Annotated in this window: 30 protein-coding genes; 12 read left to right on the top strand and 18 right to left on the bottom strand. The window is 59.9% G+C overall.

The window, feature by feature from the left end:
* The first annotated feature begins 109 nt into the window (after window positions 1-109).
* Window positions 110-496: a hypothetical protein gene (locus tag BK665_RS10825; protein WP_123405315.1), complete on the top strand. Its 387-nt coding sequence runs from the start codon at window positions 110-112 to the stop codon at window positions 494-496.
* Between the two features lie 140 nt (window positions 497-636).
* Here the strand turns inward: BK665_RS10825 and hisC are convergent, their stop codons facing one another.
* The 10 genes from hisC to BK665_RS10775 form a co-directional block, all read right to left on the bottom strand.
* A complete protein-coding gene (gene hisC, locus BK665_RS10820) occupies window positions 637-1689 on the bottom strand; it encodes a histidinol-phosphate transaminase (protein ID WP_123405312.1) in 1053 nt (350 codons plus the stop codon).
* Window positions 1690-1691: 2 nt separating this feature from the next.
* Complete coding sequence (gene hisD, locus BK665_RS10815; RefSeq protein ID WP_123405310.1) at window positions 1692-3017, bottom strand: histidinol dehydrogenase; 1326 nt, start codon at window positions 3015-3017, stop codon at window positions 1692-1694.
* A 126-nt stretch (window positions 3018-3143) separates the two neighbouring features.
* Window positions 3144-3779 (bottom strand): ATP phosphoribosyltransferase, encoded by a 636-nt coding sequence (hisG, locus tag BK665_RS10810; RefSeq protein ID WP_054049885.1) that lies wholly within the window; start codon window positions 3777-3779, stop codon window positions 3144-3146.
* A gap of 211 nt (window positions 3780-3990) precedes the next feature.
* Entirely contained in the window at window positions 3991-5256 is a 1266-nt protein-coding gene (murA, locus tag BK665_RS10805; RefSeq protein WP_092273236.1) for a UDP-N-acetylglucosamine 1-carboxyvinyltransferase, read from the bottom strand.
* Window positions 5257-5278: 22 nt separating this feature from the next.
* Window positions 5279-5518 carry a BolA family protein gene (locus BK665_RS10800; protein ID WP_123405308.1) on the bottom strand — a complete coding sequence of 80 codons (240 nt, stop codon included), beginning with the start codon at window positions 5516-5518 and terminating at the stop codon, window positions 5279-5281.
* Window positions 5519-5633: 115 nt separating this feature from the next.
* Window positions 5634-5939 (bottom strand): STAS domain-containing protein, encoded by a 306-nt coding sequence (locus BK665_RS10795; RefSeq protein WP_123405307.1) that lies wholly within the window; start codon window positions 5937-5939, stop codon window positions 5634-5636.
* Window positions 5936-6592, bottom strand: coding sequence for an MlaC/ttg2D family ABC transporter substrate-binding protein (locus BK665_RS10790; protein ID WP_123405305.1), 657 nt, complete (start codon window positions 6590-6592; stop codon window positions 5936-5938). The genes BK665_RS10795 and BK665_RS10790 overlap by 4 nt, the downstream gene beginning before the upstream one ends.
* Window positions 6593-6603: 11 nt before the next feature.
* Entirely contained in the window at window positions 6604-7071 is a 468-nt protein-coding gene (mlaD, locus tag BK665_RS10785) for an outer membrane lipid asymmetry maintenance protein MlaD (RefSeq protein WP_123405303.1), read from the bottom strand.
* Window positions 7071-7868: a lipid asymmetry maintenance ABC transporter permease subunit MlaE gene (mlaE, locus tag BK665_RS10780; protein ID WP_123405301.1), complete on the bottom strand. Its 798-nt coding sequence runs from the start codon at window positions 7866-7868 to the stop codon at window positions 7071-7073. The genes mlaD and mlaE overlap by 1 nt, the downstream gene beginning before the upstream one ends.
* A complete protein-coding gene (locus BK665_RS10775) occupies window positions 7868-8677 on the bottom strand; it encodes an ATP-binding cassette domain-containing protein (RefSeq protein ID WP_123405299.1) in 810 nt (269 codons plus the stop codon). The genes mlaE and BK665_RS10775 overlap by 1 nt, the downstream gene beginning before the upstream one ends.
* Before the next feature lie 276 nt (window positions 8678-8953).
* On the opposite strand from BK665_RS10775, the gene BK665_RS10770 reads away from it, so the two are divergent.
* The 10 genes from BK665_RS10770 to BK665_RS10725 all read left to right on the top strand — a co-directional run bounded on the left by BK665_RS10770 (window position 8954) and on the right by BK665_RS10725 (window position 16028).
* Complete coding sequence (locus tag BK665_RS10770) at window positions 8954-9928, top strand: KpsF/GutQ family sugar-phosphate isomerase (protein ID WP_123405297.1); 975 nt, start codon at window positions 8954-8956, stop codon at window positions 9926-9928.
* Window positions 9928-10452 carry a KdsC family phosphatase gene (locus tag BK665_RS10765; RefSeq protein ID WP_123405295.1) on the top strand — a complete coding sequence of 175 codons (525 nt, stop codon included), beginning with the start codon at window positions 9928-9930 and terminating at the stop codon, window positions 10450-10452. The genes BK665_RS10770 and BK665_RS10765 overlap by 1 nt, the downstream gene beginning before the upstream one ends.
* A 13-nt stretch (window positions 10453-10465) precedes the next feature.
* Window positions 10466-11038 (top strand): LPS export ABC transporter periplasmic protein LptC, encoded by a 573-nt coding sequence (lptC, locus tag BK665_RS10760; protein WP_123406316.1) that lies wholly within the window; start codon window positions 10466-10468, stop codon window positions 11036-11038.
* Window positions 11025-11597, top strand: a complete 573-nt coding sequence (lptA, locus tag BK665_RS10755; protein WP_123405293.1) for a lipopolysaccharide transport periplasmic protein LptA — start codon at window positions 11025-11027, stop codon at window positions 11595-11597. The genes lptC and lptA overlap by 14 nt, the downstream gene beginning before the upstream one ends.
* Window positions 11597-12322 (top strand): LPS export ABC transporter ATP-binding protein, encoded by a 726-nt coding sequence (gene lptB, locus BK665_RS10750; protein WP_054049904.1) that lies wholly within the window; start codon window positions 11597-11599, stop codon window positions 12320-12322. The genes lptA and lptB overlap by 1 nt, the downstream gene beginning before the upstream one ends.
* A gap of 184 nt (window positions 12323-12506) precedes the next feature.
* Window positions 12507-14000, top strand: a complete 1494-nt coding sequence (locus tag BK665_RS10745; protein ID WP_032828652.1) for an RNA polymerase factor sigma-54 — start codon at window positions 12507-12509, stop codon at window positions 13998-14000.
* Between the two features lie 73 nt (window positions 14001-14073).
* Window positions 14074-14382 carry a ribosome hibernation-promoting factor, HPF/YfiA family gene (gene hpf, locus BK665_RS10740; RefSeq protein WP_054049907.1) on the top strand — a complete coding sequence of 103 codons (309 nt, stop codon included), beginning with the start codon at window positions 14074-14076 and terminating at the stop codon, window positions 14380-14382.
* Window positions 14383-14394: 12 nt separating this feature from the next.
* Window positions 14395-14877 carry a PTS IIA-like nitrogen regulatory protein PtsN gene (gene ptsN, locus BK665_RS10735; RefSeq protein ID WP_123405291.1) on the top strand — a complete coding sequence of 161 codons (483 nt, stop codon included), beginning with the start codon at window positions 14395-14397 and terminating at the stop codon, window positions 14875-14877.
* A gap of 2 nt (window positions 14878-14879) precedes the next feature.
* Window positions 14880-15737: an RNase adapter RapZ gene (rapZ, locus tag BK665_RS10730; RefSeq protein ID WP_123405289.1), complete on the top strand. Its 858-nt coding sequence runs from the start codon at window positions 14880-14882 to the stop codon at window positions 15735-15737.
* A 15-nt stretch (window positions 15738-15752) separates the two neighbouring features.
* The gene (locus tag BK665_RS10725; RefSeq protein ID WP_123405287.1) at window positions 15753-16028 is read left to right on the top strand and encodes an HPr family phosphocarrier protein; all 276 of its coding nucleotides are present in this window, start codon (window positions 15753-15755) and stop codon (window positions 16026-16028) included.
* An 8-nt stretch (window positions 16029-16036) separates the two neighbouring features.
* Here BK665_RS10725 and BK665_RS10720 read toward each other — a convergent pair whose 3' ends face one another.
* The 6 genes from BK665_RS10720 to pmbA all read right to left on the bottom strand — a co-directional run bounded on the left by BK665_RS10720 (window position 16037) and on the right by pmbA (window position 21405).
* The gene (locus BK665_RS10720; protein ID WP_123405285.1) at window positions 16037-16930 is read right to left on the bottom strand and encodes a ZIP family metal transporter; all 894 of its coding nucleotides are present in this window, start codon (window positions 16928-16930) and stop codon (window positions 16037-16039) included.
* A gap of 30 nt (window positions 16931-16960) precedes the next feature.
* Complete coding sequence (locus BK665_RS10715; RefSeq protein WP_123405283.1) at window positions 16961-17572, bottom strand: superoxide dismutase; 612 nt, start codon at window positions 17570-17572, stop codon at window positions 16961-16963.
* A 1-nt stretch (window position 17573) separates the two neighbouring features.
* Entirely contained in the window at window positions 17574-18014 is a 441-nt protein-coding gene (locus tag BK665_RS10710; protein WP_123405281.1) for a DUF2753 family protein, read from the bottom strand.
* 27 nt (window positions 18015-18041) lie between these two features.
* Window positions 18042-19418 carry a class II fumarate hydratase gene (locus BK665_RS10705; protein WP_123405279.1) on the bottom strand — a complete coding sequence of 459 codons (1377 nt, stop codon included), beginning with the start codon at window positions 19416-19418 and terminating at the stop codon, window positions 18042-18044.
* Window positions 19399-19806 (bottom strand): FagA protein, encoded by a 408-nt coding sequence (locus BK665_RS10700; RefSeq protein WP_123405277.1) that lies wholly within the window; start codon window positions 19804-19806, stop codon window positions 19399-19401. Before BK665_RS10700 ends, BK665_RS10705 begins: the two co-directional genes overlap by 20 nt.
* Before the next feature lie 252 nt (window positions 19807-20058).
* The gene (pmbA, locus tag BK665_RS10695) at window positions 20059-21405 is read right to left on the bottom strand and encodes a metalloprotease PmbA (RefSeq protein WP_123405275.1); all 1347 of its coding nucleotides are present in this window, start codon (window positions 21403-21405) and stop codon (window positions 20059-20061) included.
* A gap of 108 nt (window positions 21406-21513) precedes the next feature.
* Here pmbA and yjgA point away from each other — a divergent pair, with 108 nt between their 5' ends.
* The gene (yjgA, locus tag BK665_RS10690) at window positions 21514-22038 is read left to right on the top strand and encodes a ribosome biogenesis factor YjgA (RefSeq protein ID WP_123405273.1); all 525 of its coding nucleotides are present in this window, start codon (window positions 21514-21516) and stop codon (window positions 22036-22038) included.
* Window positions 22039-22150: 112 nt separating this feature from the next.
* On the opposite strand, the gene tldD is transcribed toward yjgA, so the two are convergent.
* A complete protein-coding gene (tldD, locus tag BK665_RS10685; protein WP_123405271.1) occupies window positions 22151-23593 on the bottom strand; it encodes a metalloprotease TldD in 1443 nt (480 codons plus the stop codon).
* An 18-nt stretch (window positions 23594-23611) separates the two neighbouring features.
* The gene (locus tag BK665_RS10680; protein WP_123405269.1) at window positions 23612-24460 is read right to left on the bottom strand and encodes a carbon-nitrogen hydrolase family protein; all 849 of its coding nucleotides are present in this window, start codon (window positions 24458-24460) and stop codon (window positions 23612-23614) included.
* Window positions 24461-24501 lie beyond the last annotated feature (41 nt).

Below are 24501 nucleotides of genomic sequence, written 5' to 3'. Positions count from 1 at the left end.
TATTCCAAAACAGCCTTTCCTACTGTTATTTCTGACAGTCGTTATCGCTCGCTAAAACACTTAGGCTGGCCCTACCTATTGGAATTAACTTTTCTACGAGGAGTGAGCCATGACCATCGATAACACTAAATCCGAGTACTACTTAACATACGGCCGTAAGAACGGAGACGTATTCAGCGCAATCGACCCTTCCTTCAGATCCGGCCTCAATGGTTGGATGATTGTGGGCAGTGTCGGTGGTGACAATCGAGCTGGGGTGGCTTTCGGATTTCCCGTGCAGAACGTAGACGGCGTGTACCTCATTCCATACCCCACCGAAGATTGGCGTCAACTGGAATGGCAATTCATAGACCCGGACGGGGAGTTCTTTAAAGTCGAAAGCGGACATTTGATACTAAAACTCGAAAATCGCATGACACTTGGTAGTGGCTCTTTTGAGTTCAAGCTCGAAGATGATTCCGAGGTGGAAGGTACATTCCGCTTGCTACGTAGTTAGAACGATCTTAAATGTAAGCAGCCACCAAAAAACATTGTGGGAGCGAGCTTGCTCGCGATGGGGCCGCAACATCCAACATCATCGTTGACTGTTAAGCCGCCTTCGCGAGCAAGCCTTGCCCCTACAAGGGCAGTGTTGGTTTAGAGATCGCCGAGGCCGTCGATCAGGGCTTGGTTCTGTTCTGGCGTGCCGATGGAGATCCGCAGGAACTGGGCAATCCGCTCTTGCTTGAAGTGCCGAACGATCACCCCCTGCTCACGCAACTTCGCCGCCAGCCCCGCCGCGTCGTGTTGCGGGTGGCGGGCGAAGATGAAGTTGGCCGCTGACGGCAGCACTTCAAAACCCTTCGCTTCCAGCTGAGCGACAACCTTCTCGCGGTTCTCGATGACCAACCGGCAGGTCTTGTCGAAGTACTCGCGATCTTCGAACGCCGCCGCCGCCCCGACATTCGCCAGGCGATCCAGCGGGTAGGAGTTGAAGCTGTTCTTGATCCGCTCCAGGGCCTCGATCAGGTCCGGATGGCCCACCGCCAGACCGACCCGCAGCCCCGCCAACGAGCGGGACTTGGACAGGGTCTGGGTCACCAGCAGGTTCGGGTAACGGTCCACCAGGCTGATCGCGGTTTCGCCGCCGAAGTCGATATAGGCTTCATCGACCACCACCACCGAATCCGGACTGCCCTTGAGGATTTGCTCCACGGCGTCCAGCGCCAACAGGCAACCGGTCGGCGCGTTCGGGTTGGGGAAGATGATCCCGCCGTTGGGCTTGGCGTAGTCCGCCGGGTTGATCTGGAACTGAGCGTCCAGCGGCACTGCGTCGAAGGCAATGCCGTACAACCCGCAGTACACCGGGTAGAAGCTGTAGCTGATATCCGGAAACAGGATCGGATTGTCGTGTTGCAACAAGCCGTGAAAGATGTGCGCCAGGACTTCGTCGGAACCGTTGCCGAGGAACACCTGATTGGCCTTCACGCCGTAATAGCTGGCCACGGCGTTCTTCAGCAGATCGCTGTTCGGGTCCGGATACAGGCGCAGGTTGTCGTTCAGTTCGGTCTGCATCGCGGCCAAGGCTTTTGGCGATGGGCCGTACGGGTTTTCGTTGGTGTTGAGCTTCACCAGTTTCGCCAGCTTCGGCTGCTCGCCCGGCACGTAAGGCACCAGATCCTTGACGAACGGGCTCCAAAATTTACTCATGTTCAGTTCCCCTGCTTGTCGTCAACGATGCGGTATTCGGCGCTGCGGGCGTGGGCAGTCAGCGACTCGCCACGGGCCAGCACGGACGCGGTCTTGCCCAGCTCAGACGCCCCCTGCTCGGAGCAGAAGATGATCGACGAGCGTTTCTGGAAGTCATACACCCCCAGCGGCGACGAGAAACGCGCAGTGCCGGAAGTCGGCAACACGTGGTTCGGACCGGCGCAGTAATCACCCAGGGCTTCGGAAGTGTGGCGACCCATGAAGATTGCACCCGCGTGGCGGATCAGCGGCAACCAGGCTTGTGGATCGGCGACCGACAATTCCAGGTGCTCCGGCGCGATGCGGTTCGCCACTTCGATGGCTTGTTCCATGTCACGCACCTTGATCAGTGCGCCACGGCCATTGATCGAGGTTTCGATGATCTCGGCGCGCTCCATGGTCGGCAGCAATTTGCTGATGCTCGCGGCAACCTTGTCGAGGAACTCGGCGTCCGGGCTGACCAGGATCGCCTGCGCGTCTTCGTCGTGCTCGGCCTGGGAGAACAGGTCCATGGCGATCCAGTCCGGATCGGTGTGGCCGTCGCAGACCACGAGGATCTCGGACGGACCCGCGATCATGTCGATACCGACCTGACCAAATACGTGACGCTTGGCAGTGGCGACATAGATGTTGCCCGGGCCAACCACTTTGTCGACCTTCGGCACGCTTTCAGTACCGTAGGCCAGCGCCGCAACCGCTTGCGCGCCGCCGATGGTGAACACCCGGTCCACGCCGGCGATGCAGGCGGCGGCCAGCACCAGTTCATTGATTTCACCGCGCGGAGTCGGCACGACCATGACCACTTCGGTCACGCCGGCCACCTTCGCCGGAATCGCGTTCATCAGCACCGAGGACGGGTACGACGCCTTGCCGCCCGGCACGTACAGGCCTGCGCGATCCAGCGGTGTGACCTTCTGGCCCAGCACCGTGCCGTCGGCTTCGGTGTAGCTCCAGGAGTCCTGTTTCTGTTTTTCGTGGTAGCTGCGCACCCGGGCCGCGGCTTTTTCCAACGCTTCGCGCTGGGGCACGGTGATGCGGGTCAAGGCCAGTTCCAGGCGTTCGCGGGGCAGGATCAGGTCGGCCATAGAGGCGACCTGCAGGCCATCGAACTTCTGGGTGAATTCCACCAGTGCCGCATCGCCACGCTCGCGTACAGCCTTGATGATGTCCAGCACCCGCTGATTGACCGAGTCGTCAGACACACTTTCCCAGCTCAGCAGATGATCCAGATGATGCGCGAAATCCGGGTCAGCAGCGTTGAGTCGGCGAATTGCAGTCGGTGCGGTCATAGCGAGAGCCTCATAGGAATGGCAAAAACTCAGGCGCCCTAACTTAGCAGTCGTTTCCGCTTGGGCACCTGAGAATTCTGGCTATGAGGCGGATAGACGGGCGCGACTTAACGTCGCGCAGGTGAATCAGCCGCGGTGTCGAGACTCCACTGCCTTGCGCAGGGTGTCGATCAACGCCTGGATACGGGCGTGCTGCATTTTCATCGAAGCTTTGTTGACGATCAGCCGGGAGCTGATGTCAGCGATGAATTCCTGTGGCTCCAGACCATTGGCCCGCAGCGTGTTGCCGGTGTCGACCACGTCGATGATCTTGTCCGCCAGACCGATCAGCGGCGCCAGTTCCATCGAGCCGTAAAGCTTGATGATGTCGACCTGACGGCCCTGCTCGGCGTAGTAACGCTTGGCAACGTTGACGAACTTGGTGGCGACGCGCAGACGACCCTTGGGTTCGATGGCGCCGACCTTGCCGGCGGTCATCAACTTGCACAGGGCAATTCGCAGATCCAGTGGCTCGTAAAGGCCCTGGCCGCCGTATTCCATCAGCACATCTTTACCAGCGACGCCCAGGTCCGCGGCACCATGCTCGACATAGGTCGGCACGTCGGTGGCGCGCACGATCAGCAGACGTACGTCAGGCTGGGTCGTGGGGATGATCAGCTTGCGGCTCTTGTCCGGATTCTCGGTCGGCACGATGCCCGCTTCAGCCAGAAGCGGCAGGGTGTCGTCAAGGATGCGGCCCTTGGACAGTGCGATGGTCAACATGGGAAACGTCAGTCCTTATCAAGGTACTCATGCCCGGTCGCAAACGGCGCCGGACACACATCGAGGCCATTACAGCCTCGATGAAGCAAATCAATTAACAGCAAACTGTGGCGAGGGAGCTTGCTCCCGCTGGGTCGCGAAGCTGCCCCAGCAGCGGGACTGCTGCGCAGTCCAACGGGAGCAAGCTCCCTCGCCACAATTGCAGCCGGAACTAGCCCGGTACGCGGCGGATCTTGGCGCCGAGCATCTGCAGTTTCTCTTCGATGCACTCGTAACCACGGTCGATGTGGTAGATGCGATCGATCAGCGTGTCACCTTCAGCGATCAACGCCGAAATCACCAGGCTGGCCGAAGCACGCAGGTCGGTGGCCATGACTGGCGCGCCTTTGAGCTTCTCGGTGCCGGTAACGATGGCGGTGTTGCCTTCGACCTGGATCTTGGCGCCCATGCGGTGCAGCTCGTAGACGTGCATGAAACGGTTTTCGAAGATCGTCTCGATCACGGCACCGGTGCCTTCGGCAATGGCGTTGAGGGAGATGAACTGCGCCTGCATGTCGGTCGGGAACGCCGGGTACGGAGCGGTCCGCACGTTGACGGCTTTTGGCCGCTTGCCGTGCATGTTCAGCTCGATCCAGTCTTCGCCGCAGGTGATTTCGGCACCCGACTCACGGAGTTTTTCCAGAACGGCTTCGAGGATGGTCGGATCAGTGTCCTTGACCTTCACACGACCGCCGGTTACGGCAGCCGCGACCAGGTAGGTGCCGGTCTCGATACGGTCCGGCATCACTTTATAGGTGGCCGGGTGCAGACGCTCAACGCCATCGATGGTGATGGTGTCGGTGCCGGCGCCGGTGATCTTGGCGCCCATGGCGATCAGGAAGTTCGCCAGGTCGATGACTTCAGGCTCGCGTGCGGCGTTGGCCAGGACGCTACGGCCCTTGGCCAAAGCAGCGGCCATCATGATGTTCTCGGTGCCGGTCACGCTGACGGTGTCGAAGAAGAAGTGCGCACCGCGCAAGCCGCCTTCTGGCGCCTTGGCCTTGATGTAGCCGCCTTCGACGTCAATGATCGCGCCCATGGCTTCGAGGCCACGGATGTGCAGGTCAACCGGACGCGAACCGATGGCGCAACCGCCAGGCAGTGCGACTTCGGCTTCGCCGAAACGGGCAACCATCGGGCCGAGTACCAGGATCGAGGCACGCATGGTTTTCACCAGTTCGTACGGCGCGATCAGGGTCTTGATGGTGCGTGGGTCGATTTCGACGCTGAGCTTCTCGTCGATCACCGGCTCGATGCCCATGCGACCGAACAGCTCGATCATGGTGGTAATGTCGTGCAGGTGCGGCAGGTTGGCCACGGTGACCGGGCCATCGCACAGCAAGGTGGCAGCGAGGATCGGCAGGGCAGAGTTCTTTGCCCCGGAGATGCGGATTTCGCCATCAAGACGAACGCCGCCAGTAATAATCAATTTATCCATAAGAATCTCGACGCCCTTGGGCTCAGGTGCGCTCGGCCCAGGCCGCGCTGCTGAAAAATTTCATAGTGACCGCATGGATGCTGCCATCGGTGATCCATGGGTTCAAATGGGCATAGATCTGCTGCTGACGCTTCACCGGGCTCAACGCCGCCAGTTCATCGCTAATCACATTCAGCTGAAAGTTGCAGCCTTCGCCCTCAACTTCTACCAGCGTTCCGGGCAGCTTTGCTTCAAGGAAGCTCTTCACTTCTACGGCCTGCATGCTCAACCTCAATCGGCGCCCTGTGCGCGCGGGTCGGACATCATACAAAAAAGCCCCGCGCCTGCGAACCCCGCATTCACAGGACTCTGACGGGGGGCTTCTTTATAGATGCCGTTTAGGGGTGCGCCAACAGCTCGGTCAATTCGCTGACCTGAGCGATTTCGCGCATGTCTTCGGGCATTGCACGGATGCTGACGGCTTTACCGGCCGCCTCTGCATCACGCATGAAGCACAGCAGCAGCGACAAGCCGACACTGCTGGACTTCACCACCGCCGAACAATCAACCACCACAGCGGTGGCTTTACTGGCCTTTATCAGCGCCTGACCGTGCTTGCGCAAGTCAGGGCCGGTGCGGTAGTCCAGCGTGCCACTGAGCAGCAACTCGCCGGTTTCGCTCATGCGAACGGCCGACTCACTCATTGGGCTTGCTTCTGGGCAGGTTGTTTCTCAGTGGCTTCCTTGGCTTTAGCAACTTCCCCGGCCCAATTGTTGATGGTCTTGTCCAGGTCGTTGCCATTGCGCTGCATCGCGTCAGCAAACTGATCGCGGAACAGCTTGCCAATGTTGATGCCATTGATGATCACGTTGCGCAGTTTCCACTCGCCGTTGATCTTTTCCAGTGTGTATTGCACCGGATAAACCGCGCCGTTGGTGCCCTTGACGGTCATGCCAACGCTGGTGCGCTCGCCCGACTCATCCTTGGCTGGCTCAACAGTGATGCCCTGATTGTTGTACTCAAGCAAGGCGTTGCCGTAAAACTGGAACAAGCCTTTCTTGAAGTTTTCCTGGAAGGTCTGCATCTGCGCAGGCGTGGCTTTGCGCGAGTACTTGACCGTCATGATGCTTTTGGAAATGCCTTCGGCATCCACCACAGGGCCGACAATGGTGTTCAGCGCCGTGTAGAAGTCCTGTGGATCCGTCTTGTACTTCTCTTTATTGGCCGACAGGTCGGCGAGCATCCGGGTCGTGGTGTCCTGGACCAGATCGTGCGCCGACTGCGCCGCCACGGCGTTAGCCATCAACGGCAGGGCCGCGAGTAATACCAACAGGCCACGTCGCAAGGTAGAGATCATTCAAAAGCTCCTCATTTGGCGTCTTTGCTAACGGTATTGAGCAGGAATTTACCGATCAGGTCCTCGAGCACCAGCGACGACTGGGTGTCATGGATGGTCCCGCCATCCTTGAGCAAGGCTTGTTCCCCGCCCACGCTGATACCGATGTATTTTTCGCCCAACAGGCCCGCCGTCAGGATAGATGCAGTGGAGTCAGTCGGCAGATTATCTACGCGCTTTTCCAGTTGCATGGTCACCCGGCCGGTGAAACTGTCGCGGTCCAGATCGATCGCCGTGACCTTGCCGATGGTTACACCGGCCATGGTCACTTTAGCTCTGACCGTCAAACCGGCGATATTGTCGAAATAAGCATAAAGTTTATAAGTTTCGGTGTTTGCCGTCGGGGACAGGCCACTGACCCGCAATGCAAGCAGTAGCAAAGCCAGGATGCCAGCCAGCAAGAAAAGGCCGACACCGATTTCCAGGGTGCGGTTTTGCATCAGAAATCTCCAAACATCAAGGCAGTCAGAATAAAGTCCAGGCCGAGCACTGCCAAAGAGGCATACACCACGGTCTTGGTTGTGGCACGACTGATCCCCTCGGAAGTGGGCTCGCAGTCATAGCCTTGGAATACGGCAATCCAGGTCACGACGAACCCGAAAACGATACTTTTGATGATGCCGTTGAGCACATCGCCATTGAACGTCACGCTGTTTTGCATGTTCGCCCAGTAGGAGCCGTCATAGACACCCAACCAGTCGACTGCAACCCACGAACCACCCCAGATCCCGACGACGCTGAAAATCATTGCCAGCACCGGCAGGGAAATGAAACCGGCCCACAGACGCGGGGCAACGATGTACTTGAGCGGGTCGACGCCAATCATTTCCAGACTGGACAACTGCTCGGTGGACTTCATGTTGCCGATTTCTGCAGTGAGGGCCGAACCTGCGCGCCCGGCGAACAGCAATGCGGTCACCACCGGCCCCAGTTCACGCAGCAACGTCAGGGCCACCATCTGCCCGACGGCCTGCTCCGAACCGTAGCTGGACAGGATATTGAAGCCTTGCAGCGCCAACACCATGCCGATGAACACCCCGGAGACCACGATGATCACCAGGGACATCACGCCGATCGAATGCAGTTGCTTGATCAGCAGGCCGAAACCGCCGCCAATACCGCCACGACCCAACAACGCGTGGAACAGGAAAATCGCCGCACGCCCGAACACCCCGACGGCATCGATTGCCGCCTGGCCGAACCGGCGCACTCTTTCTATTAGTGAAATCTTGCGCATCAGCGCTTCCCCAGAAGATCTGCGCGGTAATCCGTCGCTGGAAATTGATAGGCGACCGGACCATCAGGCTCGCCTGTCATGAATTGACGGATACGCGGTTCGTCCGAGTTCATCAGCTCTTCAGGCGTGCCCTGCCCCAACACTTGCCCTTCGCCCACCACATAAATGTAATCGGCAATGCTCGCGGTCTCGGCCAGATCGTGGGAAACCACGATGCTGGTGATGCCCAGGGCGTCGTTGAGCAGGCGGATCAGGCGCACCAGCACGCCCATGGCGATCGGGTCCTGCCCCACGAAGGGCTCGTCATACATGAGGATCTGCGGATCAAGGGCAATCGCCCGGGCCAGCGCGACGCGACGCTTCATGCCGCCGGACAGTTCGTCCGGCATCAGGTCGATGGCGCCACGCAAACCGACCGCCTGCAATTTGAGCAGGACGATGTCACGGATCATTTCTTCCGGCAGCTCGGTATGAACGCGCAGCGGAAAGGCGACGTTCTCGAACACATCGAGATCGGTAAACAGCGCGCCGCTCTGGAACAGCACGCCCATGTGCTTGCGCGCATCGAACAGATCGCTGCGTGACAATTTGGGCAGATTCTGGCCGTTGACCCAGACTTCGCCACTGGACGGCCGCAACTGGGCACCCATCAGCCTTAACAGCGTGGTCTTGCCACACCCGGAAGGCCCCATGATGCCGGTGACCTTGCCGCGTGGGATGCGGATATCGATGTTATTGAAAATGCTGCGCGTACCGCGCTTGAAGGTCAGTCCCTTCAGCTCGACCGCGTAGGCGTTATCGGCACTCATCTAAACTCCTTGCGATGCAGCCTCTCACTCGGACGCCTGGCTCTCTGACGAAAGCACATACCTCCCCGGGCAGGCCGAACTGGCGGCGAACTATATCACTGCAACAGCTCAGCGCCCAAGGCCCAAGCCGGGCCATGTTCAGCAACATGACAGGGTAAAAGCTTCCGTTTAGACGGTTTCGGTAACAAGGAATGACAAAGCACGACGAACTAAGGTGAGGCTTTCGATCATTACCGCTATAATCGCCGCCTTTTCATCGGGCTATACGATTCTGACATGAGCCAATCCAGCGACCTGATTCAATCGGCACAACGCACCATCCGCCTCGAACTGGAAGCCGTAAAAGGCTTGTTGCCCCATATCGACGCAGATTTCGTACGCGCTTGCGAGATGATTCTGGCCAGCAAAGGTCGCGTGGTCGTGCTCGGCATGGGCAAATCAGGGCACATCGGCAACAAGATTGCCGCCACCCTGGCCAGCACCGGCACCACGGCTTTTTTTGTTCACCCGGCTGAAGCCAGCCACGGCGACATGGGCATGATCACCCGCGACGACATCATCCTGGCGCTGTCGAACTCCGGCTCCACCAATGAAATCGTCACCCTGCTGCCGCTGATCAAGCGCCAGGGCATCCAGTTGATCAGCATGACCGGCAATCCCGATTCACCGCTGGCCAAGGCGGCCGAGATCAACCTCAACGTTCACGTTGAACACGAAGCGTGCCCACTGAACCTGGCACCGACCTCTTCGACCACCGCCGCACTGGTCATGGGCGACGCCCTGGCCGTGGCGCTGCTTGAGGCTCGCGGCTTCACCGCTGAAGACTTCGCTTTTTCCCACCCCGGTGGCGCGCTGGGCCGACGCCTGCTGCTGAAAGTGGAAACCGTGATGCACGCTGGCGCCGAACTGCCCCAGGTCAAACGCGGCACGCTGCTCAAGGACGCCTTGATGGAAATGACCCGCAAAGGCCTGGGCATGACCGCGATCGTGGAAGCCGACGGCAAACTGGCCGGGATTTTCACCGACGGCGATTTGCGCCGCACCCTCGACCGCACCATCGACATCCACCACACCACCATTGACGAAGTCATGACCGTTCATGGCAAGACCGCCCGGCCCGATATGCTGGCAGCCGAAGCCTTGAAAATCATGGAAGACCATCGAATCAACGCACTGGTAGTTGTCGACAAGGAAGACCGCCCGGTTGGCGCCTTCAACCTGTCTGACCTGCTGCGTGCAGGAGTAATGTGATGAGCAACGACCTGCTGCAGCGTGGCCGGAACGTCAAACTGGCGGTTTTCGACGTCGACGGCGTCCTCACCGACGGGCGCCTGTACTTCCTCGAAGACGGCAGCGAATTCAAGACATTCAGCACGCTCGACGGCCAAGGCATCAAGATGTTGATGGCAGCCGGCGTGCAGACCGCTATCATCAGCGGCCGCAAGACCCCGGTGGTCGAACGTCGAGCGAAGAACCTCGGCATTCCTCACCTGTATCAAGGGCGCGAAGACAAACTGGTGGTGCTTGACGAGCTTCTTGCACAACTCAACCTAAGCTATGAACAGGTCGCCTACCTCGGCGACGACCTGCCCGACCTGCCGGTGATTCGCCGCGTCGGCCTGGGCATGGCGGTGGCCAATGCCGCCAGTTTCGTGCGCGAACACGCCCACGGCGTCACCCAGGCCCGTGGCGGCGAAGGTGCCGCCCGCGAATTCTGCGAACTGATCCTGCGCGCCCAGGGCCGCCTAGATGCGGCCAACGCCGCGTACTTGTGAGCCATTTATGTTTATTCTGAGCAAAAAGTTTCGCAGATTCATGCTGTTCGGTTGCATCGCTGCAATATTCGCGGCGGTCGGCTACTGGAACATCAGCCCGGAACGCTTCCTCGACAAGCCAGTGGCCAAAGTCGACGAAAGCGCGATCGACTATTACGCCATCAACGCCCACAGCGTGCAGTACCTGCCCGATGGCGGCTTGCAGTACGACCTGACCTCCGACAAGGTCGAGCACCTGAAGGCAAGCGACGTATCGTTGCTGACCAATCCGGACCTGAACATGTACCGCGGCACCGAGTTCCCGTGGCACGTCACCAGTTTGCGCGGTGAAGTGAACGCGGACGGCACTCAAGTAGAACTGATCGACTCGGTGCGCATTGCGCGCACCGATGAAAAGAACCGGGATTTGATCGTTACCAGTACCCGGATGACCGTGTTCCCGCAGCAGCAATATGCGCAGACCGATCAACCCGTTAGAATCGACGGCGCTGGTGGTGTGTCGACTGGCAACGGAATGAAAGCGTATTTGAAAGAAAGCAGGATACACCTGCTATCGAACGTAAGAGGACAGTATGAGGCTCGTTAAAACTCTCCCTATTTTGCTCAGTCTGGGCGCAGCACTGGGAAGCGTGAGCGCCTGGGCTCTGCCGAACGATCAAGAGCAGCCTATCCGCATTCAGGCCGACGATGCCCAACTGGACGACAAGAATGGCGTTGCCACCTATAAAGGTGACGTGATCATTACCCAGGGTTCGATGAAGGTCACCGGTAACACCGTGACGATCACCCGCACCCCGACCGGCGACATCGACGTGGTGACCTCGGTGGGCAACCTGGCCTACTTCGAGCAACTGCAGACCGCTGGTGACACCAAGCCTGTCCAGGGTTGGGGCGTGACGATCCAGTACCACGCCGCGCAAAACCGCGTCGTGCTGATCGACAAGGCCAAAGTTGTCGACAAGGACAACAACACCACCCAGGGCGAGAAAATCGTCTATGACACGGTCAAGAAGCTGGCGAGCGCCGGCCGTGCCACGGGCAGCAAGGTCACCGAGGCGCGTCCGCGCATCGACATGGTGATCCAGCCGAAGCCGAAAGCCGCCGCGCCGACGACTCCGAACACCGACCCGAAAAAGGCCAAGTAATGGCAACTCTGAAAGCTCAGCATCTGGCCAAGAGCTACAAGAGCCGCCAGGTCGTGCGTGACGTCAGCCTGTCGATCGACAGCGGTCAGATCGTCGGCCTGCTGGGCCCGAACGGCGCCGGCAAGACCACCTGTTTCTACATGATCGTCGGCCTGGTGCAGGCCGATCAGGGTCGCGTACTGATCGACGACCTGGATGTCAGCCACCAGCCGATGCACGGTCGTGCCAAGGCCGGTATCGGCTATCTTCCGCAAGAAGCGTCGATCTTCCGCAAATTGTCCGTTGCCGACAACATCATGGCCATCCTCGAGACCCGCAAGGAACTCGACAAGGCCGGCCGTCGCAAGGAACTGGAAAGCCTGTTGCAGGAATTCCACATCAGCCACATCCGCGACAACCTCGGCATGAGCCTGTCCGGTGGTGAACGCCGCCGGGTGGAAATTGCCCGCGCATTGGCCACCAACCCGAAATTCATCCTGCTCGACGAACCGTTCGCCGGCGTGGACCCGATTTCGGTCGGCGACATCAAGCAGATCATCCATCACCTCAAGGCCAAGGGCATTGGCGTGCTGATCACTGACCACAACGTCCGTGAAACCCTGGATATCTGCGAAACCGCCTACATCGTCAACGATGGCCAACTGATCGCCGAAGGTGACTCTGCCACCATCCTGGCCAACGAGCTGGTCAAGGAAGTGTATCTGGGTCATGAGTTCCGCCTTTAAGCGCTGATGTGTCTGGCTGGTGGTCCGAGCGCTTGTCTCGATAAAAAATCAATAGGTTTTTATTGTTACAGCGCTCTAGGCAAACGCCGCGGTTTCGGGCATATAATTTGCTTAAGTTTGGCGCTCCGGCGCCCTGTAGTGGATGGCGCATGCGCGCCGGCGAATAAGGTGTTAAGCCCCTGCCATGAAACCATCGCTAGTCTTGAGAATGGGCCAGCAGCTGACGATGACACCTCAGCTGCAACAGGCCATCCGCCTGCTCCAATTGTCGACCCTGGACCTGCAACAGGAAATCCAGGAGGCCCTGGAGTCCAATCCGATGCTCGAACGCCAGGAAGAAGGCGACGACTTCGATAACGCCGACCCCTTGGCCGACAAAGCCGAACAGCAACCCAACGCCGATGTTTCGGAACCCTCCTACCAGGAAACCGCCCCGACGGTGGACAACCTCGAGGAAGGTGACTGGAACGAGCGCATTCCCAACGAACTGCCTGTCGACACCGCGTGGGAAGACGTCTACCAGACCAGCGCCAGCAGCCTGCCGAGCAACGATGACGACGAGTGGGATTTCACCACCCGCACATCCGCCGGCGAAAGCCTGCAAAGCCACCTGCTGTGGCAACTGAACCTGGCGCCGATGTCCGACACCGATCGCCTGATCGCCGTGACCCTGATCGACTGCATCAACAATCAGGGCTACCTGGACGAAACCCTCGAGGAAATCCTCGAAGCCTTCGATCCGGAACTGGACATCGAACTGGACGAAATCGAAGCCGTCCTGCACCGCATCCAGCAATTCGAACCAGCCGGCATCGGTGCCCGCAACCTGGGCGAGTGCCTGTTGCTGCAACTTCGCCAACTGCCCGCCAAGACCCCATGGCTGGCCGAGGCCAAGCGCCTGGTCACCGACTACATCGACCTGCTCGGCAGCCGCGACTACAGCCAGTTAATGCGCCGCATGAAGCTCAAGGAAGATGAACTGCGCCAGGTGATCGAACTGGTCCAGAGCCTGAACCCGCGTCCGGGCTCGCAGATCGAGTCCAGCGAAGCCGAATACGTCGTGCCCGACGTGATCGTGCGCAAGGACAACGAACGCTGGCTGGTGGAGCTGAACCAGGAATCGGTGCCACGGCTGCGGGTCAACGCCCAGTACGCCGGTTTCGTGCGCCGTGCCGACACCAGCGCCGACAACACCTTCATGCGCAACCAGTTGCAGGAAGCGCGCTGGTTCATCAAGAGCCTGCAAAGCCGCAACGAAACCCTGATGAAAGTGGCCACACAGATTGTCGAGCACCAGCGCGGCTTCCTGGAGTACGGCGACGAAGCCATGAAACCGCTGGTCCTGCATGACATCGCCGAAGCGGTGGGCATGCACGAATCGACGATTTCACGGGTCACCACCCAGAAGTTCATGCATACCCCACGGGGCATATATGAGCTGAAATACTTTTTCTCCAGCCATGTCAGCACCTCTGAAGGCGGCGAATGCTCGTCCACAGCGATCCGCGCGATCATCAAAAAACTGGTTGCCGCGGAAAATCAGAAAAAGCCGTTGAGTGACAGCAAGATCGCTGGTTTACTGGAGGCACAAGGCATTCAGGTGGCTCGCCGCACCGTCGCCAAGTACCGCGAATCCCTGGGGATCGCGCCTTCGAGCGAACGCAAGCGGTTGATGTAAGCCACAGCACAGCGTTCCAGTGGTAGATCATCTGATCTACCGCTTTATGCACTGGCAACGAAGGAGAAGCTGTATGCAAGTCAACATCAGTGGACACCAACTGGAAGTGACCGAACCCCTGCGCGCCTACATCGGCGAAAAACTCGAACGATTAGAACGACATTTCGACAAGATCACCAACGTACAGGTGACGATGACGGTCGAGAAGCTGAAGCAGAAAATCGAAGCCACCCTGCATATTCCCGGCAGTGAAGTGGTCGCCAACGCGGAACATACCGATATGTACGCGGCGATCGACTCACTCACCGACAAGCTGGATAAACAACTTAAAAAGCATAAGGAAAAGACCCAGAGCCTCCTCCAGGGCGCGACCGGTCGTTAACACCCCCAACCCATGATCCGACTTGAAACCATCCTGACCCCCGGCCGTTCCCTTGTGAACGTGCCGGGCGGCAGTAAAAAGAAAGCCCTCGAGCAAATTGCCAACCTGATCGCCCGGGAAGTACAGGGTCTGGAGATGCAAGTTGTCTTCGAAGCGCTGATTGCCCGTGAAAAACTCGGTTCCACCGGTTTTGGCAACGGCATCGCTATCCCCCACTGTCGCTTGAAGGGCTGTACCTCGCCCATCAGCGCCCTGATGCACCTTGATGCACCTATCGATTTCGACGCCATCGACGGCGCTCCGGTTGACCTGCTGTTCGTCCTGCTGGTCCCGGAAGCCGCCACCGATGCGCACCTGGAGCTGCTGCGCCAGATCGCCAGCATGCTTGACCGCAAGGAAGTACGCGAAAAACTGCGTCATGCCTCGAGCAACGAAGCTTTGTATCAGGTTGTCGTGGACGAGCAAGGCCACGGCAGCGAAAAACACGGTCACTAATCATGCGCTTGATCATCGTCAGTGGCCGTTCCGGCTCAGGTAAAAGTACGGCGCTCAATGTCCTTGAGGACAACGGCTACTACTGCATCGACAACCTGCCCGCCGGCCTGCTGCCGGAACTGGCCGAACGCGCCCTGATTCATACCGAACTGGCACAGCCACTGGTCGCCGTTTCCATCGACGCCCGCAACCTGCCCAGCCACCTGTCGCGCTTTCCCGAACTGCTTGAAGAAGTGCGCAGCCGGCATATCCAGTGCGATGTGTTGTACCTGGATGCCGATGAAGAAACCCTGCTCAAGCGTTTCTCGGAAACCCGCCGTCGGCACCCGCTGAGCAACGCCAACCGTTCACTGGCCGAGGCAATCGACGACGAGTCCCAACTGCTCGGGCCGATTGCGGACCTCGCCGACCTCAAGATCAATACCACCAACCTGAACCTGTACCAGTTGCGCGATACCATCAAGTTGCGCCTGCTGAACCAGCCAGAGCCCGGCACTGCGTTCCTGGTGGAGTCTTTCGGGTTCAAGCGTGGCATGCCGGTGGATGCCGATGTGGTGTTCGACGTGCGCTGCCTGCCCAATCCTTATTGGAAGCCGGAGCTGCGGGCACAGTCCGGGCTCGATCAGCCGGTGGCCGACTATCTGGCGGCACAGCCCGACGTCGAGGAGATGTTCCAGGACATCTACAACTACCTGTTCAAGTGGCTGCCGCGGTTTGCCGCGAGTAACCGCGCCTATGTCACCATTGCCATTGGCTGCACGGGCGGTCATCACCGCTCTGTCTACCTGACCGAACGTCTGGGTCAGGCCCTGCAACAATCCCTGAAGAACGTCCAGGTCCGCCACCGCGACCTCAGCTAAAGGATTCACAACGCGATGCCTGCTCTGGAAATTGAAATCATCAACAAACTGGGTCTGCATGCCCGCGCTTCTGCGAAATTCGTTGGGGTGGCAGGCCAGTATCCCGATTGCTCGATCAGAGTGGGCCGCACGCCCGAAACCACGGTTGATGGCAAAAGCATCATGTCGATGATGATGCTCGCAGCGGGAAAGGGCACCAAAATCTACCTGAGCACCGAAGGGCACCAGGAGCAAGAAGCGCTGGATGCGCTGGTTGCACTGATCAATAACTACTTCGACGAAGGCGGCTGAGCACTCGCCTAGGCGAGTGCGGTATCCATCACCATCATCAAGCAAAACCCGATCAACAATCCCAGGCTCGCCAGTTTGTCGTGACCATTGCGCCGCGACTCCGGAATGACTTCATGGGTCACCACCAGCAGCATCGCCCCGGCCGCCAGCGCCAGACCCAACGGCAATAGCAACTCCGCCAGGCTGACCAGCCACGCACACAGCAGCGCGAAGACCGGCTCCACCAGCCCTGATGCCGCACCGATCAGGAACGCCTTGACCCGCGACATCCCCGCCCCAGCCAACACCAACGCGATCACCAGCCCCTCGGGTACATCCTGCAAGGCAATGCCCATGGCCAGGCTGTCGGCGTCGGGCATGCCGCCACCGGCCGAAACCCCAACCGCCATGCCTTCCGGAATGTTATGGGCAATGATCGCGAAGACGAACAACCAGATCCGCGGTGGAATCACCGGTCTTTCCAAGGTGCCGACGAGCATTTCCGGACTGGCCCCGGAGACCTTGCGATCCACCAGGAACAGCCCGAACGCGCCGAGCATGATGCCGAAGCTGATCAGGCCGCTGGCCGCCCAAGGCGTCAGCCCCAGGCTTTCGGCCGCAGAGATGCCCGGGACTATCAGCGAAAACGCCGTCGCCGCAAGCATCACGCCGGCACCGAAACCCAGCAGGGTATCGCTGAGCGCCTGGGGCATGCGCCGGATCACCAGCACCGGCACCGCCCCGAGCGCGGTGCCCAAGGCGCAAATCGCCCCGCCTTGCAGGGCACGCAGCAATTTCGGCTCAAGGTCCAGCCACGCCAATCCCTGGGCGACCAACAACGTCATACCCGCCAGCAGTAACAGCGATCCCAACGCGTAACGAAACATTCGTCCGCTACCGATCGCCAGTGTTTCAGTGCCCATAGTCAGCCTTGGATTGTTTTTATAGAGGACTTAAACCAGCGCAGCCTGATAGCGCGCCGCGACTTCGGGCCAATTGATCACGTTGTAAAACGCGTTGATGTATTCCGGACGGCGGTTCTGATAACGCAGGTAATAGGCGTGCTCCCAGACGTCGAGGCCGAGGATCGGTGTGTTGCCGTTCATCAACGGGCTGTCCTGATTGCCACTGCTTTCCACGATCAGGGTCTTGTGCGGCGTGACGCTCAGCCAAGCCCAGCCACTGCCGAAACGGGTCAGTGCGGCTTTGGTGAAGGCATCCTTGAAACTGTCGAGACCGCCCAACTGCTCATCGATGGCCGTGGCCAACGCGCCATCAGGTTTACCGCCGGCGTTGGGCGCCATGACTTCCCAGAACAACGAGTGGTTGGCGTGGCCGCCGCCCTGATTGATCACCGCTGCGCGCAGTTTTTCTGGCAGTTGCTGAACGCTGGCCACCAGTTTTTCCACCGACCAATCGGCAAACTCGGTCCCTTCGACGGCCGCGTTGAGGTTGTTGATGTAGGTCTGGTGGTGTTTGGTGTAGTGGATTTCCATGGTCTGCGCATCGATATGCGGTTCCAGGGCATCGTAGGCGTACGGCAAGGCAGGCAAGGTAAAAGCCATTTCAGTGGACTCCATGTTGAAGAGGGACAGGCTGATGTCGGGGCGACGCAGCATCCATGTGCAACAGCCGATGGGTGCGCGGGTATTCACCGTGTTCACTGATGAAATTCAGCAGTTCGACGTAGGTTTTGCTGCTCTGGCGCAACGCGGCTTCGCGCAGGGCCGGGGCCAGTCGCGGGTCCTGCATGGTCTGCAACAACCGTTGATGGATCGCGCACAGGTACTCGGCGCTCTCCTCCGGCTGGTTCAGACGCAAATGCAAATCCGCCAGGTTGTGGTGGGAAATCACGCAAGCGGCCACCGCTTCGTCGGCATCCGCCCAGCGCTCGAACAACACCTGGGCCAATGCCAGTGCCTGCAAGTAAGCCTCGCGGGCATCGACGAACTCGCCCAGCATGAAATGGCGATTGGCCCTTTCGATCGTGCGTTTCCAGTGCTCCATGGTGAGCCTCCAAAGCGGTAGCAGTGATTACACGCCGCCGGCGGTGAGCTTTTCTGGATTGAGTAGTTCTTCCAGTTGGCTGCGCGTCAGGTCGGTGTGTTCCAGGGCGACATCAATCACCGGACGGCCCTGCTGATACGCCTTCTTGGCGATTTCAGCGGCTTTTTGGTAACCGATGATCGGGTTGAGTGCGGTGACCAGGATCGGATTGCGCGACAGCGCTTCCTTGAGCCGGGCCTCGTTGACCTTGAAGCTGGCGATGGCCTTGTCACCCAGCAGTCGGCTGGAATTGGCCAGCAACTCGATACTGCTTAGCAGGTTCTGGGCGATGATCGGCAGCATCACGTTCAATTCGAAATTGCCCGACTGGCCGGCGATAGTGATTACCGTGTCGTTGCCGATCACTTGGGCGGCGACCATCGCCGTGGCTTCCGGGATCACCGGGTTGACCTTGCCCGGCATGATCGAGGAGCCCGGTTGCAAGGCTTCGAGTTCGATTTCGCCCAGGCCTGCGAGCGGACCGGAGTTCATCCAGCGCAGGTCGTTGGCGATTTTCATCAGCGAAACGGCGGTGGCCTTGAGCTGACCAGAGACCGCGACCGCCGTGTCCTGGGAACCGATCAACGCGAACAGGTCCTTGCCCGGCTGGAATTGCACTTGGGTCAGTTTGCTCAATTGCTGGCTGAACAGCGCCGCGAATTGCGGATGAGCATTGATCCCGGTGCCGACCGCCGTGCCGCCCTGGGCCAGGGATTGCAGGCTCGGCAGCAAGTCTTGCAGGTGGCCGATGTTGGCTTTGAGCTGTTGCGCCCAGCCGTTAAGTACTTGGCTCATGCGTACGGGCATGGCGTCCATCAAGTGCGTGCGCCCGGTTTTGACGTGGTGATGGACCTGCTCGGCCTTGTGCTCGATCACCTGCACCAGATGCAGCAGCGCCGGCAGTAATTGCTCGTGCAACGCCAGCGCGGCACTGACGTGGATGGTGGTCGGGATGATGTCGTTGCTGCTCTGGCCGCAGTTGACGTGATCGTTGGGGTTCACCGGCTCGCCCAGCAGTCGGCTGGCCAGGGTGGCGATCACTTCGTTGGCGTTCATGTTGGAGCTGGTGCCGGAACCGGTCTGGAAGATGTCCACCGGGAAGTGCTGCATGAAATCGCCTTCGAGCAAGCCCTGAGCCGCATCGACAATGGCTTTGCCCTGGGATTCGCTGATCTGCTTGAGCTCCACGTTGGCCCGGGCGGCGGCAGCCTTGGCCAGGATCAACGCACGAATGAACTGCACCGGCATCGGTTTGCCGCTGATGGGGAAGTTATCCACCGCACGTTGGGTTTGTGCGCCGTAGAGGGCGGCTTCCGGGAGCTGAAGCTCGCCCATGCTGTCGCGCTCAATACGAGTCTTGGTCATCACTAAATCCTTGCACCAGTTCTATGAGGGGAATCGAGGGCTGCAACTCGCAGGTCGCCAGTTGCCAGGTGTAGCGCTGCCAGCGTTTGAGCCGGCATTTGCACAGGGAGAGACGTTCCAGCTCACGCAACGGGCGCCAGGCTTGGTCGAGGCAGTAGCTGCGCCAGTGCCACGGCAGCGCGACATCGGCGGCGGTGTCGAGCAATAAACGGAAGGAGGTTTCAGCGATGGTCCAGGGCGAGGTGGCCGTGCAACAGGCCAGATACCGGCCTTCGGCCAAGTAATGTTCAATCAGGCGCGGTTCGTCGGGATCCATCGCGCATCGGATCTGGCGACTCATCCAGCGCCAGCTTTCGAGGTACGGCTGCTCGTGCAAGGCAGAACTCATAATCCGGGCTCATTCGGTAATGAGATTTATTATTAGATGATAATGAGAACCAAAACAACCCCGGAAAAATAGATGAGGTTCATTGTGGGAGCGGGCTTGCTCGCGAATGCGGTGTGTCAGCTAGAAATGAGGTGACTGACATACCGCCTTCGCGAGCAAGCCCGCTCCCACAGGGGGACTTGTGTGAGGCGCATAAAAAAGGCGCGCCATCCGATGGGATGACGCGCCTTTTTATGTAACGGAAAACCGGGATTAGCTACCCGCCACCGTCATCCGCTCAATCAGCACCGAGCCAGTGCGAATGTTGCTGCGCAGTTCCAGGTCATTCCCCACCGCGACAATCTGCTTGAACATGTCGCGCATGTTGCCGGCGATGGTCACTTCCTGGACCGCGAACTGGATTTCGCCGTTCTCGACCCAGAAACCCGCCGCGCCACGGGAGTAATCGCCGGTGACCATATTCAGGCCCTGCCCCATCAGTTCGGTGACCAGCAAGCCACGGCCCATACGACGCAACAGCGCAGCCTGGTCTTCGTCGCCATGGGTGACGAACAGGTTGTGCACGCCGCCAGCGTTGGCGGTGCTCGGCATGCCCAGTTTGCGACCGGAATAGGTGCCGAGGATGTACGACACCAGGACGCCATTTTCGACGAACGGTTTGGCATAGGTCGCCAAACCATCGCCATCGAACGCCGAACTGCCCATGGCGCGCATCAAATGTGGACGCTCATCGAGGGTCAGCCATTCCGGGAACAGTTTCTGCCCCAGGGTGCCTTCGAGGAACGACGATTTGCGATACAGGCTGCCGCCGGACACCGCCGACAGGAAGCTGCCGAACAAGCCACCGGCCAGTTCCGCCGAAAACAGCACCGGCACTTCGCAGGTTGGCACCGGACGCGCGCCCAGACGGCTCGCCGCCCGTTGCGCGGCACGCTGGCCAATGCTCACCGGGTCGGCCAGCAAGCTGCCCTGACGGTTCACGTCGTACCAGTAATCGCGCTGCATCTGGCCTTCGGCCTCGGCGATCATCACGCAGCTCAGGCTGTGGCGAGTCGACGCGTAGCCGCCGATAAAGCCGTGGCTGTTGCCGTAGACGCGGCAGCCCTGATGGGTGCTGAGGGTGGTGCCGTCGGCGTTCTTGATCCGGCTGTCGGTGGCAAACGCCGCCGCTTCACAGCTCAAGGCCATTTCGATGGCTTGCTCGGGAGTGATGTCCCACTCGTGGAACAGGTCGAAATCCTGCAGGTCCTTGGCCATCAGCGCGGCATCCGCCAGGCCCGAGGCTTCGTCTTCAGAGGTGTGCTTGGCAATGGCAAGCGCGGCGGCGACGGTTTCGCGAATCGCTTCCGGGCCACTGGCCGACGTGCTGGCCGAACCTTTGCGCTGGCCGACGTACAACGTGATGCCAAAGCCCTGATCGCGATTGAATTCGACAGTTTCGACTTCTCGCTGACGCACCGACGTGGACAGGCCCTGCTCCAGCGACACCGCGACTTCACAGGCACTGGCGCCCTGGCGCTTGGCTTCAGCAATGATCTGCTCGACTTGCTCTTGCAGTGCCGGCAACGCTTGTGGGCCGACGCTTTCAACTGCACTCATGCTGTTCTCCACTCAAATTCTGCTTTCGGCTGGGGCCTTCGAGCGACCGGGCCGGACAAGCGGCCCCCGACTGGTTATCATGGCGGCGTTTCTTTGCGGACGGCCACCATGGTTGATTCTTACGACGACTCCCTCGATACGGGAGAAAAAAGCAAATCCCAGGTTAAACGCGAGCTGCATGCTCTGGTTGACCTCGGCGAACGCCTTACAACGCTCAAGCCTGACTTGCTGGCAAAACTGCCGTTGACCGACGCCATGCGCCGGGCCCTGGCCGATGCGCCCAAGCACACCGCGAATATCGCGCGTAAACGGCACCTTATGTTCATCGGCAAACTGATGCGCGACCAGGACACTGACGCCATTCTGACCTTGCTCGATCAACTCGATGCCTCCACCCGGCAGTACAACGAACGTTTCCACGGCCTGGAACGCTGGCGCGATCGCTTGATCGCAGGCGACGACGCGGTCCTGGAAAAATTCGTCATCGACTACCCGGAGGCTGATCGTCAACAGTTGCGTTCCCTGATCCGTCAGGCCCAGCACGAACTGGCGACCAACAAGCCACCGGCATCGAGCCGTAAAATCTTCAAGTACATCCGTGAGCTGGACGAGACTCAACGCGGTCTGCGTTAAGTTATCGCGTCCCTTGTAGGAGCTGCCGCAGGCTGCGATCTTTTGATCTTGCTTTTGATGTTGCAAAGATCAAAGTCAAAAGATCGCAGCCTGCGGCAGCTCCTACATTTCTTTATGATCCTGTGCCACCCACAGTGATCGCATCGATTTTCAGCGTTGGCTGGCCGACACCCACCGGCACCGACTGCCCATCCTTCCCGCACGTCCCCACGCCACTGTCCAGCGCCAGGTCGTTACCGACCATCGACACCTTGCTCATGGCTTCCGGCCCGTTACCAATCAACGTCGCGCCTTTGACCGGGGCGGTGATCTTGCCGTCTTCGATCAGGTACGCCTCGCTGGTGGAGAACACGAATTTGCCGCTGGTGATGTCCACCTGACCGCCGCCGAGGTTGGCGCAGTAGATGCCGCGCTTGACCGACTTAATGATTTCTTCCGGGTCGCTTTCGCCGGCCAGCATGTAGGTGTTGGTCATCCGTGGCATCGGCAGGTGCGCGTAGGATTCGCGACGACCATTACCGGTGCGGGCCACACCCATCAAGCGGGCGTTGAGCTTGTCCTGCATGTAGCCCTTGAGCACGCCGTTTTCGATCAGCGTGGTGCACTCGGTCGGGGTGCCTTCGTCATCGACACTCAGCGAACCTCGACGCCCGGCCAACGTGCCGTCATCGACGATGGTGCAGAGCTTGGACGCGACCATCTCGCCCATACGCCCGCTGTAGGCGGAGCTGCCCTTGCGGTTGAAGTCACCTTCCAGACCATGACCGACCGCTTCGTGCAGCAGCACGCCGGACCAGCCCGAACCCAGCACCACTGGCAAAGTACCGGCCGGCGCAGGGATGGCTTCCAGATTCACCAACGCCTGACGCAGCGCTTCACGGGCATAACCCATAGCGCGATCATCGCTGAGGAAATAACGGTAATCAGTGCGACCGCCGCCACCATGACCACCGCGCTCGCGGCGACCGTTCTGCTCGACGATCACGCTGACGTTGAAGCGCACCAGTGGCCGAACATCCGCCGCCAGGCTGCCATCGGTGGACGCCACCAGAATGCGTTCCCAGACCCCGGCCATGCTCACGGTGACTTGCTGGATACGCGGGTCGAGGGCGCGAGTCGCGACGTCAATGCGCTTGAGCAGGTCGACTTTCTCGGCGCGGGTCAGCACTTCCAATGGGTTGTCCGGCCCGTACAACTGGGCGACATCCTGGGTGGTGAACGCCTGCACCGTGCCGTTCTGCCCGGCACGGGAGATCGAACGGGCAGCACGGGCCGCCGCGCCCAACGCTTCGAGGGTGATGGCATTGCTGTAGGCAAAACCGGTTTTCTCACCGGATTGCGCACGCACGCCGACGCCTTGGTCGAGGTTGAAGCTGCCTTCCTTGACGATCCCGTCTTCCAGCGCCCAGGACTCGGAAATCTGGCCCTGGAAATACAGGTCGGCCGCATCGATGCCCGGGCCGGCCAGATCGCCGAGCACACTTTGCAGGCTCTCGATCGTCACGCCGCCGGGCGCTAACAGGTGGTCACTGACTGAGGACAACAACTCGCTCATATGCTTTACGCCTTAAATTCATCGTTCTGAGGCAGGTCGCTGGGCGCCCTGCGAGAAAAAGCGCCGGTGACTGGACACCGGCATCCGCGCCCGGATGGACGCCTGTTCGCTGCTGTCGCGTTCGGCCAGCAGCACGGCCTCGCCTTGATCCTGTTGCGCCAGCACGCGACCCCACGGGTCGACGATGGCGGCATGTCCATAAGTCTCTCGCGGCCCCGGATGGGTGCCACCCTGGGCGGCCGCGAGTACATAACACTGGGTCTCGATGGCCCGTGCGCGAATCAGCACATCCCAGTGGGCCGCGCCGGTCACGGCGGTGAAGGCCGAAGGTGCGGTGATCAGTTCTGCCCCGGCGGCGCGCAATTCGCTGTACAGCTCCGGGAAGCGCAGGTCATAACACACGGTCAGGCCAACCCGACCAACGGGGGTGTCCGCGACCACGACGCCACTGCCATAAGCATAGTCATCGGATTCACGGTAACGCCCGCGATTGTCCGCCACATCGACGTCGAACAGGTGCAACTTGTCATATCGAGCAACGGTTTCGCCCTGGTCATCCACCAGCAGCGAGCAGGCATGCACTTTGGCCATCGGCTGATCCACCGGCGGCAACGGCAACGTGCCGGCGACTATCCATAACTTGAGGGCGCGGGCGGTCTGTTTCAACCATGGCAGGATCGGACCTTCGCCCAACGCCTCGGCGCGACCGATATCGTCGATATCGCGACGGCCCATGGCAGCGAAGTTTTCCGGCAGCACCGCCAGGCGCGCGCCTGCGTTTGCCGCTTGTTCGAGCAGGCGCCGGGCCTGGGCCAGATTAGCCAGCACATCGCTCTGGCTGACCATTTGAATCACCGCTACAGACATGGCCATTCCTTATTCAAAACAACACATGACCCGTAGGAGCG

This window comes from Pseudomonas frederiksbergensis, assembly GCF_003732665.1.
Classification (GTDB): Bacteria; Pseudomonadota; Gammaproteobacteria; order Pseudomonadales; family Pseudomonadaceae; genus Aquipseudomonas; species Aquipseudomonas frederiksbergensis_G.
This window is presented reverse-complemented; position numbering and strand designations above follow the sequence as displayed.